Genomic DNA, 15852 nt, shown 5'->3' with positions numbered 1-15852 from the left:
TTAACGAATTCTTGCGGTTTCTTTCAGCGCCGCCAATACCGCCAGCCCGTCGCGCAAGGGGCGCGGCTCGTGTGTGCGGATGAAGTCAGCTCCACCTGCGGCGGCGGCAAGCTCTGCAGCGAGTGTCGCGGCCCCGACATCCCCCGGACCACGGCCTGTGAGCGCGCGCAGAAAGGATTTGCGCGAAACAGACAGAAGCACCGGCAAATCGAAGCGCAGCCGCAATTCATCGAACCGCGCCAGCACCGAGAGCGAGGTTTCGGGAGCAGCCCCCAGAAAAAACCCCATGCCGGGATCAAGGACAAGGCGGTTGCGTTTGATACCGGCACCCGTCAGCGCCGCGATGCGCGCGTCAAAGAACGCCGCAATGTGATCCATGATGTCGCCAGCGGGTGCCTCGCGCCGATCTGCCTGCCCGTCTTGCACCGAATGCATAACGACGAGTTTGGCAGATGATTTCGCCAATTGCGGATAGAACGCAGCGTCTGGAAAACCGCGAATATCATTGAGATAGGCCACACCACGCGACAAGGCATAGGCTTGCGTCGCGGGTTGATAACTGTCGAGCGAGACGGGAATGCCATCTGCCTTGAGCGCGTCCAGCACCGGCGCGATACGCGCGATTTCTGTGTCGGACGAAACAGGCGCGGCGTCGGGATTGCTGGATGCCGGACCGAGGTCGATCACATCTGCCCCCTCGGCCATCAGCTTACGCGCCTGCGCAATGGCTGCGTCTGGCGCCAGATACCGGCCTCCATCGGAGAAACTGTCCGAGGTTATGTTGACGATGCCGAAAATGATGAGCGATTTATTCATGGGGGCTTCTATAATAATAATAATCGAGCATGAGTCTCATACGGATGCTCGGGTCGAAAGGGAATCCCCAGGCGAGTAACCTGTTTGCGGTGATCCATTAGCTGCAGGAGCAGAAGAGCATACATCTGGAAGCAAAGCCAGGAAAGCGGCCTATGGAGCTGTGCGGCAGCGCTCAGTAGGCAATTTTTCAAAATATTGTTAAGCCTTTTCTGAGCATGGTATTTTTCATGGTATTACCAATTAGCAGGAAAATAAGCCATTGAATATAAAAGATAAAAATGTCTTGTTTACAATAGAGTGGGAGTGATCCGCGGTTGAGGGTCTGTCCCGGGTAGTGCGCGGGACGGGTGAGCCGGGGCCAACGGCAGGCCCTGGCCTCCGCCCTGTATGGCAGTGCGTACCAACCCGATGCGCAGGGCCGCCTCCGGGGCGGCCACTCAGGGCGCCAGCTTGCGCCGCTGGCGCGCCAGCACCGCTTCGCGGTGGGCGATGTAGGCGTTGGCGGCGAGGATGATCGCCGCGCCGAGCAGGGTCCAGCGGTCCAGGGTTTCGCCGAACAGCAGCCAGCCCAGCAGTACCACCAGCGGCAGCTGGGTGAAGCTGATCGGGGTCAGTGCCGAGACTTCGCCCAGCCGCAGCGCGCGCGTCCACAGCAACTGCCCGATGGTGCCGAGGATGCCGGTGGCCAGCAGCCACAGCCAGGCGATGCCGGTCGGCCAGGTCCACACGAACAGCGCCGGCAGCAGCGACAGCGGCACCCAGAACACATAGGTGTAGAACACCACCGTATCCGGGCCGTCGATGCGGGTGAGCTGCTTGATCTGGATCGATACCAGCGCGCTGAGCATGGCCGCCGACACCGCGACCAGGCTGCCGGCCTGGAAGCCATGCGCGCCGGGACGCACGATCACCAGCACGCCGATGAAGCCGGCGATCACCGCCGCCCAGCGGCGCACGCGCACGGTCTCGCCCAGCCACAGTACCGCGGCGATGGTCACGAACAACGGCGTCGAATAGGACAGCGAGACCGCCTGCGACAGCGGCAGGTGGCCCAGTGCCCAGAAGCCGCACAGCATCGACGCCAGGCCGATCGCGCTGCGCAGCAGGTAGCGCGGCAGTTGCCGGGTGCGCAGCGGCGCGTGGCCCGGGCGCAGCAGCACCGGCAGCAGCGCGAGCAGGCCGAAGGCGTTGCGGAAGAACGCCACTTCCTGGGTGGGCACGTGGGCCGTCGCCAGGCGGATGGCGATGGCCATCAGGCCGAAGGCCATGGCGCTGCCGAACATCAGCAGCGCCGCGCGCAGCGGGGCAGGGCCGGGGGCGGCCGCGACGGCGTTCACCAGCGCGCGCCGACCAGCCGCGGTTCGGGCTCGATCGGCACGCCGAAAGTCTCCAGTACCGAAGCGGAGATGCGGCGGGCGAAGGCCAGCAGTTCGGCGCCACTGGCGTTGCCATGGTTGACCAGCACCAGTGCGTGGTCGGGCGAAACGCCGGCATCGCCCTCGCGCCGTCCCTTCCAGCCGCAGGCCTGGATCATCCATGCCGCCGACAGCTTGCGGTGGCCTTCGTCCTCCCCCGGGAACACCGGCAGCGCCGGGTGCTGGCGTGAGAGCAGTTCGGCCTGCTCGCGCGGCAGGATCGGGTTCTTGAAGAAGCTGCCGGCATTGCCGAGCACGTCCGGGTCGGGCAGCTTGCGGCGGCGGATGGCGATGACCGCGTTGGCGACGTCGGCCGCCACCGGCAGTTCCACGGCCATGGCCTTCAGTTCTTCACGGATGCCTGCGTAGTCCAGCCGCAGTTCGTGCAGCAGCGGCAGCCGGAACTGCACCGCGGTGATCAGGTAACGGTCGGCCTCGTGCTTGAACAGGCTGTCGCGGTAACCGAAGCGGCAGGCCGCCTGGTCCAGCTGCACCCATGCGTGCCGCACGGTGTCCCAGGCCTCGACCAACTGGATGAACTCGCCGACCTGGGCGCCGTAGGCGCCGATGTTCTGGATCGGCGCGGCGCCGACGGTGCCGGGAATCAGCGCCAGGTTCTCCAGCCCGGACAGGCCTTCGGCCAGCGACCACATCACCAGTTCGTGCCAGACCACGCCGGCCCCGGCGCGGACCACGGCATGGTCGGCGCGGTGCTCGAGGATCGCGATGTCGCGGTTGTCGAAGCACAGCACGGTGCCTTGCGGGTCGGCGGCGAGCAGCACGTTGCTGCCGCTGCCCAGCACCAGCAGCGGCGATGGCGCCACCGCGGCCAGGGCCTCGGGCAGCGCGGCCGTATCGTGCACGCGCAGCAGCCGTGGCGCGCGGGCAGCGACATGGAAGGTATTGAGGGATCGCAGCGGGGCGTCTGTGGTCAGCGACCAGGGTGCAGCGGTTGTCATAGCGGGGCGACGGCGCCTCGGGAAGGCGCCTCGCGGCGGCGGCGGATGGCATCGACGCACTCGCCGATCAGTGCCGGGCCGCGGAAAATCAGGCCGCTGTAGCACTGCACCAGGGTCGCGCCGGCGGACATCTTGGCCACCGCGTCGGCGCCGGACTGGATGCCGCCCACGCCGATCAGCGGGATGCGCTCGGGCAGGCGCGCGCGCAGCCGGCGCAGCACCAGGGTGGACTGCCCCAGCAGCGGCGCGCCGGACAGGCCGCCGGTCTCGGCCGCGCGCCGGTCATGCTCCACGCCTTCGCGGCCGATGGTGGTGTTGGTGGCGATCACGCCGTCCACTTCCAGTTCGCTCAGCACCCGGGCGGCGGCTTCGATGTCGCGGTCGCTCAGGTCCGGCGCCACTTTGACCAGCATCGGCACGCGCCGGCCGTGCTGGGAGGCCAGGCGTTCCTGCGCGTCGCGCAGGCCGCCGACCAGCCGCCGCAGCGCCTGCTCTTCCTGCAGCTCGCGCAGGCCGGCGGTGTTGGGCGAGGAGATGTTGACGGTGACGTAGTCGGCCAGCGGGTACACCTTCTCCAGGCACACCAGGTAGTCGGACAGCGCGTCCTCGTTGGGGGTGTCCTTGTTCTTGCCGATGTTGATGCCCAGCGGCCCGGTGCGCTGGCTGCTGCGCTCGACGTTGCGCACCAGCGCGTCGACGCCGGCATTGTTGAAGCCCATGCGGTTGATGATGGCCGCGTGCTGCGGCAGCCGGAACAGCCGCGGCTTCGGGTTGCCTGCCTGCGGCCGCGGGGTGACGGTGCCGATCTCGACGAAGCCGAAGCCCAGGCCGAACAGCGCGTCGATATGCTCGCCGTTCTTGTCCAGGCCGGCGGCCAGCCCCACCGGGTTGGGGAAGTCCAGGCCGAACACCGTGGTCGGCATCGGCGCCGGCCGCGCCGCGAGCAGCGGCGTGGTGCCGGTGCGCCACGCCAGCTCCAGCGCGGACAGCGCCAGGCCATGGGCGCGCTCGGCGTCGAAGGCGAACAGGAAGGGGCGTACGAGCGGATACATGGGGTTCAGTCCAGCGTGCCGACGAAGGCACGGGTTCGGTATTCGAAGGCGACCCGTCCGTCCACCGCATGGGTGTCGAACAGGGCGCGCAGGGCGCGCAGCATCGGCTCGTGGCGCGGATGGCCGGCCTGCGGTGCATAGGAGGAGGACAGCAGGCGGCCGCGCAGGCCGTCGAAGTCCAGGTGTTGCGTGTTGGGCAGCTGCAGCTGGCCGCGCAGGCCGCGGCCGAACCACGCGCGCATGGCGTCGTCGTCCGGGTAGCGTTCGGCCACCGCGTCGTAGTCGGTGCCGTAGTCGAGCAGCAACTGCTCATAACCGGACAGGAAGGGAGAGGCGTCGAGCAGGCGCGAGTTCCAGTACACCAGCGCCATGCCGCCCGGGCGCAGGATGCGGCGCCATTCCGGCCGCAGCGCGTCGGTGTCGAACCAGTGGAACGCCTGGGCGGCGCTGACCAGGCCGACGCTGGCGTCGGCCAGCGTGGTCGCTTCGGCGGTGCCGGCCACGAAGGTCAGCTGCGGATGATCGGCGGCCAGCCAGTGCTCGGCGGCCGCGCGCATCGCGGCGTTGGGTTCGACCGCGACTACCGGGTGGCCGGCGTCGAGCAGCAGGCGGGTGGAGATGCCGGTGCCGGCACCGATGTCGGCGACCGGCGTGGTGGCCGGGACGCCGATGTCGCGATGCAACCAGTCCAGCAGCGCCGGCGGGTAGCCGGGGCGGTAGCGGACGTAATCGGCCACCCGGCTGCTGAAACGCGCGGTTGGATCGTTCGGCTGCACGCCTGCCTCAGGCGTTCAGCGTGGCCAGCCAGGCCAGACCGCCGAAGAACAGGATGAAGGCGAGGATGGCGATCACCCACAGCGCCACCGACGCCCAGCCCAGCACCAGCCCGGTGATGGCCAGGCCGTCGCCGTCGAGCTGGCCGTTGCTGCGGCGGATCTCGCCGCGCGCCATGTGGCCGAAGATGATGCCGCCGAGGCTGCCCAGGAGCGGCAGCAGGGTCCAGCCGAGGATGCCGGCGACCAGGGCGATCACGGCATAGCTGCTGGTCTGTCGTGGTGCGGGAATGCTCATGGTTGGACTCCATTGCTGGGGTTGGGGTCGCTCTCCCGGTGGAAGAGGGAAGCAGCGGCGGGTGGCCCGCCGTTGCCTTTGTGCTGCCGTCTGCCGCCCCGATCCGGCGCGGCACCAGCCTGGTTCGGCTACCGGCAGTACCAGGCGCCGCGGCCATGCCGCCGCGGCGCCGTCGTCAGCAGCCGAAGGCCGACGCCATCACAGGTCGAACTTGATGCCTTGGGCCAGCGGCAGCGAGTCGGAGTAGTTGATGGTATTGGTCTGGCGGCGCATGTAGACCTTCCACGCGTCCGAACCGGACTCGCGGCCACCACCGGTTTCCTTCTCGCCGCCGAACGCGCCACCGATCTCGGCGCCGGAGGTGCCGATGTTGACGTTGGCGATGCCGCAGTCGCTGCCAGCCGCGGACAGGAACTTCTCGGCCGACTTCAGGTTGGTGGTGAAGATCGACGAGGACAGGCCCTGCGGCACGCCGTTCTGCATGTCGATGGCCTCGTCCAGGGTCGTGTACTTCATCACGTACAGGATCGGCGCGAAGGTCTCGTGCTGGACGATCTGGTCGCTGTTCTTCAGGCCGGTGACGATCGCCGGCAGCACGAAGTTGCCCGGGCGGTCGATGGCGGTGCCGCCGGTCTCCACGGTGCCGCCCGCGGCCTTGGCCTGCTCGATCGAGGCCAGGAACTGCTGCACGGCCTCGGGGCTGTTCAGCGGGCCCATCAGGTTGGCCGGGTCGGTCGGGTCGCCGATCTTGCCTTCCACCTGCTTGTACGCCTTGACCAGGGTGGCCAGCACGTTGTCGTAGATCGATTCGTGCACGATCAGGCGGCGGGTGGTGGTGCAGCGCTGGCCGGCGGTGCCGACGGCGCCGAACACGATGCCCGGCACGGCCAGCTTCAGGTCGGCGGTCTCGTCGAGGATGATGGCGTTGTTGCCGCCCAGTTCCAGCAGGCAGCGGCCCAGGCGATGGGCGACGCGCTCATTGACGATGCGCCCGATCTGGGTGGAACCGGTGAAGGAGATCAGCGGCACGCGCTTGTCGTCCACCAGCTTCTCCGACAGCGCGGTGCCGGCATCGTTGATCAGGAAGAAGATGTCCGGGAAGCCGCCTTCCTTGAGCGCCTCGTTGCAGATCCTCATCGTGGCGATGGCGGTCAGCGGGGTCTTGTTGGACGGCTTCCAGATGCAGACGTCGCCGCAGATCGCGGCCAGGAACGCGTTCCAGGCCCACACCGCGACCGGGAAATTGAACGCCGAGATGATGCCGACCAGGCCCAGCGGGTGGTACTGCTCGTACATGCGGTGGCCCGGGCGCTCGGAGTGCATGGTGTAGCCGTACAGCATGCGGCTCTGGCCCAGCGCGAAGTCGGCGATGTCGATCATCTCCTGTACTTCGCCGTCGCCCTCCGGCTTGGACTTGCCCATTTCCAGGGCGACCAGCGAACCCAGCGCGTCCTTGTGCCTGCGCAGTGCCTCGCCGCACAGGCGCACGGCCTCGCCACGGCGCGGGGCCGGGGTGGTCCGCCACGCCTTGAAGGCTTCCTGCGCGCGGGCGATCACGGTCTCGTAATCGGCTTCGGTGGTGGCCTGCACCTGTGCGATGACTTCACCGGTGGTCGGGTTGCGCGGCGAGAGCACGCCCGCGCCGGTGGCCGCTGACCACTGGCCATTGCCCAGGTAGGTGCCAGCGTTGGAAGCCTCGAGGCCGAGCGCCTTGAGCATTTCGAAGGACATGAAATCTCCTGATTGCTTTGCGTTGGGGGGGCGCAGCCGCTGGCAACGGTGGGGTGCGGCGTGCAGAACGGCGATTTTAGCAGAGCCGCGCACGCTTCTTGGCCCGGGTGGATGCCGGATGCGGGGGCGGCATGCCACAATACGCGTCCGCAGGCCCCGTAGCTCAGCTGGATAGAGCGGTCCCCTCCTAAGGGACAGGTCGCACGTTCGAATCGTGTCGGGGCCGCCATTGATCCGCCTGCCGCGCGATGCCCGCGGCGCTCCCTGCGCAGACCGCCCGCATGTCCGCCAGCGCCAGCACCCCCCACCTGCGTCGCTACCTCCGGCCCACCGGGCTGGAATGCCACGACCATGCGCAGTGGGTGTTGCCGGTGCGCGGCGAGTTGCCGTTCGAGGTGGGTGGCGCCGGTGGCCACCTCGACTGCTTGCTGGGCGCCTTCGTCGCGCCCGGGCAGGCCCACGACCTGGACGTGCTTGGCGACAACTGCTGTCTGGTCGTCGATTGTGCGCCCGGGGTGCTCGACGACGACACGCTCGAACATCTGTACCGCCGCCCCTGGCTGGCGCTGCCGGCGGCCATGCGCCAGCGCCTGCAGGGATTGCCTGGCAGCCGCACCCTGGGCGACCCGCTGCCGCACCTGCTGCGGCATTTCGCCCCGGCCGGCAGTGGCGCGCGGCTGCAGGGCGTGTGCGGCGCGGTGGTGGCCGCGCCGGGGCTGGACTGGTCGGTGGCGCGCATGGCGGCCCTGGCCGGGGTCGGTTGCAGTCGCCTGCACGCGCTGTTCGTGCGCGAGTTCGGGCTGCCGCCACTGGCCTGGGTCAGCGCCGCGCGGCTGCGCTGGGCCAGGCGGCAGCTGCTGTGCAGCGACGCCAGCATCAGCGACATCGCCCAGCGTGCCGGTTACTCGGAGCACAGTGCGTTCACCCGTGCGCTGCGTCGCGAGAGCGGGCGAACGCCACGGCAATGGCGGGCCCGGCAGTAGTCCGGGTCAAGACGCGGCCCGCCGCGGTGCCTACACTGCGCGCCGTTCTCCAGGGCAAGGGTGCGGCAGGCGTGAATCGTTCGATGAGTGTCGGGATCGCCAACGGCGTGGCTTCCGGGGCGCTGTGGGGCGTGGTGTTCCTGGCCCCGGCGGTGCTGTCCGGGTTCGCGCCGCTGCAGCTCGCGGCCGCGCGCTACCTGGTCTACGGCGCCCTGGCGCTGCTGTTGCTGGTGCCGCGCTGGCCGGCCCTGCGTTCGCGCATCGGGCTTACCGAATGGACCGCGCTGGCCTGGCTCAGCCTGCTGGGCAACCTGCTGTATTACGTGTTGCTGTCGGTTTCGGTGCAGTGGAGCGGTGGCGCGGCGGCATCGCTGATCGTGGGCATGGTGCCGGTGTTGGTGGCGGTCACCGCCGCGCGCGAACCGGGCGCGGTGCCGCTGTCGAAGTTGGCCCCGGCGCTGGCGCTGTGCGTGGCCGGGGTGGTGCTGATGGGCTGGGCGGCGATGGCGTCCTCGCACGTGCATGCCAGTACCGGGCGGCGCCTGGTCGGCCTGCTGTGCGCGGTGGGCGCGCTGCTGTCGTGGACGGTGTATTCGGTCGGCAATGCGCGCTGGCTGGCACGCTGCCCGGAGGTGTCCGGGCATGACTGGTCGTTGTTGACCGGGGTGGCCACCGGCGCGTTGGCTCTGCTGGTGGCGCCGCTGGCATTCGCGGGGGGCGGGCAGGGCCGTCCTGCCGCCGAGTGGGGCCTGTTCTGGCTGGTCGCCGCGGCGGTGGCGGTGCTGGCCTCGATCCTCGGCAATGCCTGCTGGAACCGCGCCAGTCGTGCGCTGCCGCTCAGCCTGGGCGGGCAGATGATCGTGTTCGAGACGCTGTTCGGCCTGCTTTACCGCTTTCTCTGGCAGCAGCGCTGGCCGTTGCCGCTGGAGCTGCTGGCCGCCGGCTGCCTCCTGGCCGGCGTGGTGCTGGCCGCGGCCGCGCACCGGCCCGCGGCCGAGGCGCTGGCACAGCACTGACGGCGCCGCGACCCGGGCGCAGGTGCGCGTTCCGCGCAGATCCGGCGGGCGCCGTGCCGGCGGGGGCGCCCCCCGGGCGCAGCCGTGCACCCGTCGCAGGGCAGGGCCGCTGCGGCCACTCCGGCGCCCGGGCGCGGCTTTTGCCGGTGCTTGCGGGCCTGATGGCCGATGATCGGCGTTGATGACATTTGCAACCGATGCATGCGTGTTCGCCGACGATCCTTGCAAGTCGTGTTTTGCATCGCAGCACTTGACAGCGCATTCATCGCTGGTGTCCTCTTGGTCGCATGCACATGCCGTCGCCCTTCTTCGCCATCGACCCGCCGCCCGCAGGCGCGCTGCCGGGCGATCGCTGCGGCCTGTCCATTACCACCACCACCATTACCGTCACCACTCGCCCGGTGCGGCCCGTCGTCTTCGCGTAATTTCCGAAAACCACGGCCCCGCACCCGGATCAGGATGCGGGGGCTCCCATCCTGATGCGTGTCGGGGCCTCCAGCCGAGGTCCATCCGATGTCGCCAGTTGCCGCTCCGCTCCCCGCTCCCGCTCCCGCCACCGACGCCGTCGTCCGCAGCGTGGTCCATAAATTCGGCGGCACCTCGGTGGCCGACGCCGACCGCTACCGCCATGTCGCGCGGCTGCTGCTGGCGCGCGACGAGGACCTGCAGGTCGCCGTGGTGTCGGCGATGAAGGGAGTGACCGACGCACTGATCGACCTGGCGCGGTCGGCAGCGGCCGCCGACGCCGGCTGGGACGAGCGCTGGCATGAGCTTCGCGCCCGCCACCGTGCCGCGGCGGTGTCGCTGCTGGCCGAGAACGCCGGGCCGACCATCGAGTGGCTGGATGCGCGCTTCAACCGCCTGCGCGAGATCCTGGCCGCGTTGGCGGTGATCGGGGAGCTGCCCCGGGAAGTGCTGGACCGCGTGCAGGGCCTGGGCGAGGTGTTCTCGGCGCACCTGCTCGGCCATCACCTGCAGGCGCTGGGCGAAGACGCCGACGTGCTGGACGCGCGCGAGGTGCTGGTGGTCGACCACGGCGAGCTCGGGGTCGACGTGGACTGGAAGGCCAGTGCCGCCAAGCTGGCGCTGTGGCGCGACGCGCACCCGGCGCGGCGGCTGGTGGTCACCGGCTTCGTCGCCCGCGACCGCCGGGGCAACATCACCACGCTCGGCCGCAACGGCAGCGATTTTTCCGGGGCGATCTTCGCCGCGCTGTTCGCCGCCGACGAGCTGCACATCTGGACCGACGTGGACGGTGTCCTGTCGGCCGACCCGCGGGTGGTGCCCGAGGCCGTGCAGCTGGAGGCGCTGAGCTACGACGAGGCCTGCGAGCTGGCCTATTTCGGCGCCAAGGTGGTGCACCCGCAGACCATGTCCCCGGCGATCGAACGCGGCCTGCCGATCATCATCCGCAACACGTTCCACCCCGAGCATCCGGGTACCCGCATCACCGCGGTCAGTGCCGGCAGGGGGCCGATCAAGGGGCTGACGCTCAGCCCCGAGCTGGCGGTACTGAACGTTGAAGGCACCGGCCTGATCGGCGTGCCGGGCACCGCCGAGCGCGTGTTCGCGGCCCTGCGCAACGCGCATGTATCGGTGGTGATGATCTCGCAGGGCTCGTCCGAGCATTCGATCTGCTGCGTGGTGCGCCAGGCCGAGGCGGCGCGCGCCCGCGATGCGCTGGTGCAGGCGTTCTCGCACGAACTGGCCGCCGGCCAGGTGCAGCGGGTGCAGCTGACCGAGGGCGTGAGCGTGCTGGCCGCGGTGGGCGACGGCATGGCCGGCCAGCCGGGCGTGGCCGCGCGCCTGTTCGAGGCGCTGGGGCGGGCGCAGGTCAATATCCTGGCCATCGCCCAGGGCTCGTCGGAGCGCAATATCTCCGTGGCCATCGATGCCGGCGACGCGACCAAGGCGCTGCGCGCCGCGCATGCCGGATTCTGGTTGTCGCCGCAGACCTTCTCGGTCGGGGTGATCGGCCCGGGCAACGTCGGCGCCGCGCTGCTGCAGCAGCTGCACCTGGCGCAGCCGCAGTTGCTGGCGCGGGCAAAGCTGGACCTGCGCCTGCGCGCGGTGCTGTCGCGCAACCGCATGCTGCTGGACGCACGCGGCGTGCAGGGCGACTGGAAGGCCGCGTTCGAGGCCAGCGCCGAGCCGGCCGACCTGGACCGCTTCACCGAGCACCTGCTGTCCGCGCGCCTGCCGCATACCCTGGTCATCGACTGCAGCGGCAGCGCGGACGTGGCCGACCGCTATGCCGGCTGGCTGGCCGCCGGCATCCACGTGGTCACGCCCAACAAGCAGGCCGGTTCCGGCCCGCTGGCGCGCTACCAGGCGATCCGCGAGGCGACCACCGCCACCGGCGCGCGTTTCCGTTACGAGGCGACCGTGGGGGCCGGGTTGCCGGTCATCACCACCCTGCGCGACCTGGTCGATACCGGCGACGAGGTGACGGCGATCGCCGGCATCTTCTCCGGCACCCTGGCCTGGCTGTTCAACAAATACGACGGCAGCGTGCCGTTCTCGCAGCTGGTCGCGCAGGCGCGGGCGATGGGCTACACCGAGCCGGATCCGCGCGACGACCTGTCCGGGGTGGACGTGGCGCGCAAGCTGGTGATCCTGGCGCGCGAGGCTGGGCACGCGCTCAGCCTGGAGGACGTGGCGGTGGAGGGCCTGGTGCCCGCGGACCTGCAGCAGGGCGGCGTGGAAGCCTTCATGGCGCGCCTGCACGAGGTCGATGCCGGCTTCGACCAGCGCCTGGCCGACGCCCGCGGGCGCGGCAATGTGTTGCGCTATGTCGCGCGTTTCGAGCCCGGGCAGCGGCCCACGGTCGGCCTGGTCGAACTGCCCGGCGATCATGCCTTCGCCAATCTGCGCCTGACCGACAACGTGGTGCAGTTCCGCACCCGCCGCTACTGTGACAATCCGCTGGTGGTGCAGGGGCCGGGCGCTGGCCCGGAAGTGACGGCCGCCGGGGTGTTCGCCGACGTGCTGCGGGTGGCTGCGGGGGAGGGGGCGCGACTGTGAGCAGGCAGGCAATGCAGTCCGCCGCCGGCCGGGACGAGGCGCGCGCCTTCGCCCCGGCCTCGGTGGCGAACGTGGCGGTCGGATTCGACCTGCTCGGCTATGCCGTGGCCGGTGTCGGCGATACGGTGACGGTGCGCCGCATCGACGCCCCGGAGGTCCGCATCGCGGCGATCCGCGGCACCGCCGTGGACCTGCCCAGACAGGCGGCGGCCAACACCGCCGGCGCGGCGCTGATCGCGCTGCGGCAGGCACTGGCGCTGCCGTTCGGGTTCGAGATCGAGATCGACAAGGGCATCCCGCTCAGTTCCGGCATGGGCGGCTCGGCGGCCTCGTGCGTGGCCGCGCTGGTCGCGGCCAATGCGCTGCTGGATGCGCCGTTGGGCCGGGACCAGCTGTACCTGCATGCGCTCGACGGCGAGGCCGTGGCCAGTGGCAGCCGCCATGGCGACAACCTCGGGCCGATGTTCCTGGGCGGACTGGTGCTGTCCACCCTGGAGCGGCTGGTGCCGGTGCCGGTGCCGCCAAACTGGCACAGCCTGCTGGTGCATCCGGATGCGCAGCTGGAAACCCGTCGCGCGCGCGCGGCGCTGCAGGGAAGCTATGCGCTCGGGGAATTCGTCGCGCAGAGCACCAACCTGGCGCTGGTGCTGGCCGGTTGCCATGCCGGCGACGCCGGGCTGGTCCGCGCGGGCCTGCGCGATGTGCTGGTCGAGCCGCGCCGCGCCCCGCTGATCGCCGGCTTCGCCGCCGCCCAGCAGGCGGCACTGGCGGCCGGCGCCATGGGCGCCAGCATCTCCGGCGCCGGCCCCAGCGTGTTCGCATGGTTCGAGACCGCCGAAGCCGCGCAGGCCGCCGCAGCGGAGGTGCGGGCCGCTTTCGCCGCTGCCGGCTTCGACAGCCAGAGCTGGGTGACGCCGCTGGACAGCCCGGGCGCGCGCCTGCTTTGAATCCCCGCCCTCCCGCGGGGCGCTTTCACGGAATCCTCTCCCAATGCACTTCATCTCCACCCGCAACAACGCACCCGCCGCCACGCTCAGCCAGGCCATCGCCGCCGGCCTTGCGCCCGATGGCGGTCTCTACGTGCCGCAGCAGATGCCGGCGCCCCGGACCCTGCAGGCGGGCGCTTCGCTGGCCGATACCGCATCCACGCTGCTGCAGCCATTCTTCGCCGGCGACGGACTGGAGCCGGAGCTGCCGCGGATCTGTGCCGAGGCGTTCGACTTCCCCGCGCCATTGCGCCGCCTGGTCACCCGCAACGATCACGTGCTCGAGCTGTTCCACGGCCCCACGGCCGCGTTCAAGGATTTCGGCGCGCGCTTCCTGGCCGCCAGCCTGTCGCGGCTGCGTGCCGGCCACGAGCGCCTGTTGACCATCGTGGTCGCGACCTCCGGCGACACCGGCGCGGCCGTCGCCGCCGCGTTCCATGGGCAGCCCGGGCTGGAGGTGGTGGTGCTGTACCCGGACGGACGGGTGTCGCCGCGCCAGGCGCACCAGCTGGGCTGCCTGGGCGGCAACATCCGCGCGCTGCGCGTGGCCGGCGCGTTCGACGATTGCCAGGCCATGGTCAAGCAGGCGTTGAACGACCCCGAGCTGCAGGCGCGGGTGCCATTGAGCTCGGCCAACAGCATCAGCCTCGGCCGCCTGCTGCCGCAGATGGCGTACTACGCCCACGCGGCGCTGGCCCACCAGGCCGCACAGGACACGCTGCTGAACGTCGTCGTCCCCACCGGCAACCTCGGCAACGCCATGGCCGCGGTCATGGCGCGTGCGCTGGGCGTGCCGTTGGGCCGCATCGTGCTGGCCACCAACGCCAACCGCGTGCTGCCGGACTACTTCGCCGGTGCCGCTTACCAGGCCCGTACCAGCGTGGCCACGCTGGCCAACGCCATGGATGTCGGCGCGCCCAGCAACTTCGAGCGGCTGCGCTGGCTGCATGCCGGCGACGACGCCGTGCTGCGTGCCCAGTTCGTCGCGCGCGCGGTCGATGACGACGCCATCGCCGACACCATCGCCACGCGCCACCAGCGGCATGGCGAGGTGCTGTGCCCGCACACCGCCACCGCGGTGCGGGTGCTCGAGCAGCTGCGCGCCAGCGGCGAGGCTGCCGCGCACGAGCACTGGGCGGTGGTGGCGACGGCGCATCCGGCCAAGTTCGAGGCCGTGGTCGAGCCGCTGATCGGCCGCGAGGTGGCGGTGCCGCCGGCGCTGGCCGAACTGCTGCGGCGCCCGGCCCAGGCCGAGCCCTGCGCGCCGGAGTACGCCGCGCTGCGCGACGCGCTGCTGCGCTGATGCATGCGGTCGCCGCGTTGTCCACAGCGGATGTGGAGCGTGGCGAGGAAAGCCTGTGGACAAGTGCCCGCCGCGCCAGCGGCGGCGGGCGTTGGCCCCGGCGTGGCGAAAATGGTGCCAGGCTGGCCCGTGGCCTCAGGCGGCGCGCGGACGCGGCAGGCGGCCGGCCGGCCGGTGCCGGTTGCGCCCCGACAGGCCCAGCAGCCAGGTCGCCACCGGCAGCGCGGCCAGCATCAGCAGCCAGCCGGCGATGACGAAGCCCCCGGCCGCGAACACCGGCAGCCCGGCCGCCGCCGTGAATGCGGTGGCGAACGTCAGCGTCGCCAGCGCGCAATGAAAGCGCAGCCGCCCGCGGCCCAGTCGCCGCAGCAGCCAGGCCGCGGGCAGCGCGAGCAGTACGTTGAGCACGAAGTCCTGCACGGTCAATGCGGCGTACCACGCGTTGCCGGACAGCCCGGCCTGTGCCAGCCGGCTGGGGAGCGTGTTATGGGCGGCGATGGCCGGCCAGGCATTGAGGACCAGCAGCATGAAACCAATGCCGATGGCGATCGAGAGCAGTGTGGCGATAGGGCGCGACATGAGGCCTCCCGGGTCAGCCGCCGGCGGTGGCGCGGCGGTCGCGCCCAGCTTGCAGGGCCGGGGCGGGGGACGTCAAACGCCGTCCGGGCTCAGCCCAGGTCGTCGTTGGCCAGCGTCTGCAGGCCGGTGAAATCGAGGATCTCGACCACGTTCAGCTGCGGCAGGGCGATCAGCCCCTGCTGGCGCAGCTTGGTGAAGGTGCGGCTGACCGTTTCCATGGTCAGGCCGAGGTGGTCGGCGATGTCGCCGCGGCCCATCGGCAGCGCCACGCGGTTGCCGACCTGGCCCAGCGCTGCCTCGCGCGCGGCCAGCCGCAGCAGGAAGTCGGCCAGCCGTTCCGGCGGCTGCAGCCGCGCCAGCGCCAAGGCATTGTCCTGCGCGGCATCCAGTTCCTGGCAGGCGCGTTGCAGCAGCTTGCGCTCCAGGTGCGGGTAGCGCTGGCGCAGGTCGCGCATCTGCGTGGTCGGCACCCGGCATACCCGGCTGTCGGCGATGGCCTCGATATCGTAGCGGTGGTGGTCGCTGCCGCTCAGGCCGACGTAATCGCCGGGCAGCACGAAGCCGTTGACCTGGCGGCGGCCATCGGCCAGCGTGCGCACCAGCCGCAGCGCGCCCTCGGTCACCGTGAACACATGCGCGCGCGGCTCGCCACTGCGGGCCAGGGTGGCCCCCATCGGCACCGGCATGGAGGTGGTGATCTGCTCCAGTGCCCGCACCTCGTCGCAGGACAGCGCCGAGCACACCGACAGGTGCCGCACCGAGCAGTGCAGGCACTCGCGCGCGCCGCTTCCATCGGAAACGGGGGGCGGTACGGAGTTTGGCTCGGAACCGGGGACGGACCGGGTCATGGCGTCGCAGCGGGGGAGGTGGGCGCATGATACTTCATGCGGTCGGCGCGGGCGGCGTGGCGCTAGAAT

Annotated in this window: 15 protein-coding genes and 1 tRNA gene; 7 read left to right on the top strand and 9 right to left on the bottom strand. The window is 70.5% G+C overall.

Annotated features, from left to right (window positions below; genetic code table 11):
* The 7 genes from sul2 to ACJ7VY_RS09225 all read right to left on the bottom strand — a co-directional run bounded on the left by sul2 (position 1) and on the right by ACJ7VY_RS09225 (position 7044).
* A complete protein-coding gene (sul2, locus tag ACJ7VY_RS09255; RefSeq protein ID WP_001043260.1) occupies positions 1 to 816 on the bottom strand; it encodes a sulfonamide-resistant dihydropteroate synthase Sul2 in 816 nt (271 codons plus the stop codon).
* 437 nt (positions 817 to 1253) lie between these two features.
* The gene (locus tag ACJ7VY_RS09250) at positions 1254 to 2099 is read right to left on the bottom strand and encodes a DMT family transporter (protein WP_409476802.1); all 846 of its coding nucleotides are present in this window, start codon (positions 2097 to 2099) and stop codon (positions 1254 to 1256) included.
* A gap of 50 nt (positions 2100 to 2149) precedes the next feature.
* A complete protein-coding gene (gene murB, locus ACJ7VY_RS09245; RefSeq protein WP_409475477.1) occupies positions 2150 to 3190 on the bottom strand; it encodes a UDP-N-acetylmuramate dehydrogenase in 1041 nt (346 codons plus the stop codon).
* The gene (locus ACJ7VY_RS09240; protein WP_104938952.1) at positions 3187 to 4242 is read right to left on the bottom strand and encodes a quinone-dependent dihydroorotate dehydrogenase; all 1056 of its coding nucleotides are present in this window, start codon (positions 4240 to 4242) and stop codon (positions 3187 to 3189) included. Before ACJ7VY_RS09240 ends, murB begins: the two co-directional genes overlap by 4 nt.
* A 5-nt stretch (positions 4243 to 4247) precedes the next feature.
* Positions 4248 to 5018 (bottom strand): class I SAM-dependent methyltransferase, encoded by a 771-nt coding sequence (locus ACJ7VY_RS09235; protein WP_409475476.1) that lies wholly within the window; start codon positions 5016 to 5018, stop codon positions 4248 to 4250.
* Between the two features lie 7 nt (positions 5019 to 5025).
* Entirely contained in the window at positions 5026 to 5313 is a 288-nt protein-coding gene (locus tag ACJ7VY_RS09230; RefSeq protein ID WP_104938950.1) for a DUF4190 domain-containing protein, read from the bottom strand.
* Positions 5314 to 5511: 198 nt separating this feature from the next.
* Complete coding sequence (locus tag ACJ7VY_RS09225; protein WP_409475475.1) at positions 5512 to 7044, bottom strand: aldehyde dehydrogenase family protein; 1533 nt, start codon at positions 7042 to 7044, stop codon at positions 5512 to 5514.
* 152 nt (positions 7045 to 7196) lie between these two features.
* Here ACJ7VY_RS09225 and ACJ7VY_RS09220 point away from each other — a divergent pair.
* The 7 genes from ACJ7VY_RS09220 (at position 7197) to thrC (ending at position 14356) form a co-directional block, all read left to right on the top strand.
* A tRNA-Arg gene (locus ACJ7VY_RS09220) sits at positions 7197 to 7273 on the top strand.
* A gap of 52 nt (positions 7274 to 7325) precedes the next feature.
* Positions 7326 to 8027, top strand: coding sequence for a helix-turn-helix transcriptional regulator (locus tag ACJ7VY_RS09215; protein WP_293763978.1), 702 nt, complete (start codon positions 7326 to 7328; stop codon positions 8025 to 8027).
* Between the two features lie 83 nt (positions 8028 to 8110).
* Positions 8111 to 9043, top strand: a complete 933-nt coding sequence (locus ACJ7VY_RS09210; RefSeq protein WP_409475474.1) for a DMT family transporter — start codon at positions 8111 to 8113, stop codon at positions 9041 to 9043.
* 293 nt (positions 9044 to 9336) lie between these two features.
* Entirely contained in the window at positions 9337 to 9468 is a 132-nt protein-coding gene (locus ACJ7VY_RS09205; RefSeq protein ID WP_409475473.1) for a hypothetical protein, read from the top strand.
* 88 nt (positions 9469 to 9556) lie between these two features.
* Positions 9557 to 12067: a bifunctional aspartate kinase/homoserine dehydrogenase I gene (gene thrA, locus ACJ7VY_RS09200; RefSeq protein ID WP_409475472.1), complete on the top strand. Its 2511-nt coding sequence runs from the start codon at positions 9557 to 9559 to the stop codon at positions 12065 to 12067.
* An 11-nt stretch (positions 12068 to 12078) separates the two neighbouring features.
* Positions 12079 to 13014, top strand: a complete 936-nt coding sequence (locus ACJ7VY_RS09195; RefSeq protein WP_104938948.1) for a homoserine kinase — start codon at positions 12079 to 12081, stop codon at positions 13012 to 13014.
* Between the two features lie 43 nt (positions 13015 to 13057).
* A complete protein-coding gene (gene thrC, locus ACJ7VY_RS09190) occupies positions 13058 to 14356 on the top strand; it encodes a threonine synthase (protein ID WP_409475471.1) in 1299 nt (432 codons plus the stop codon).
* A gap of 135 nt (positions 14357 to 14491) precedes the next feature.
* On the opposite strand, the gene ACJ7VY_RS09185 is transcribed toward thrC, so the two are convergent.
* Positions 14492 to 14935: a hypothetical protein gene (locus ACJ7VY_RS09185; RefSeq protein ID WP_409475470.1), complete on the bottom strand. Its 444-nt coding sequence runs from the start codon at positions 14933 to 14935 to the stop codon at positions 14492 to 14494.
* 89 nt (positions 14936 to 15024) lie between these two features.
* Positions 15025 to 15783 carry a Crp/Fnr family transcriptional regulator gene (locus ACJ7VY_RS09180; protein WP_161613729.1) on the bottom strand — a complete coding sequence of 253 codons (759 nt, stop codon included), beginning with the start codon at positions 15781 to 15783 and terminating at the stop codon, positions 15025 to 15027.
* Positions 15784 to 15852 lie beyond the last annotated feature (69 nt).

Source organism: Stenotrophomonas sp. Y-13 (genome assembly GCF_046267925.1).
GTDB lineage: Bacteria > Pseudomonadota > Gammaproteobacteria > Xanthomonadales > Xanthomonadaceae > Stenotrophomonas > Stenotrophomonas acidaminiphila_A.
The sequence above is the reverse complement of the archived record's forward strand: the minus strand, read 5'-3'. Positions and strand labels throughout refer to the sequence as shown.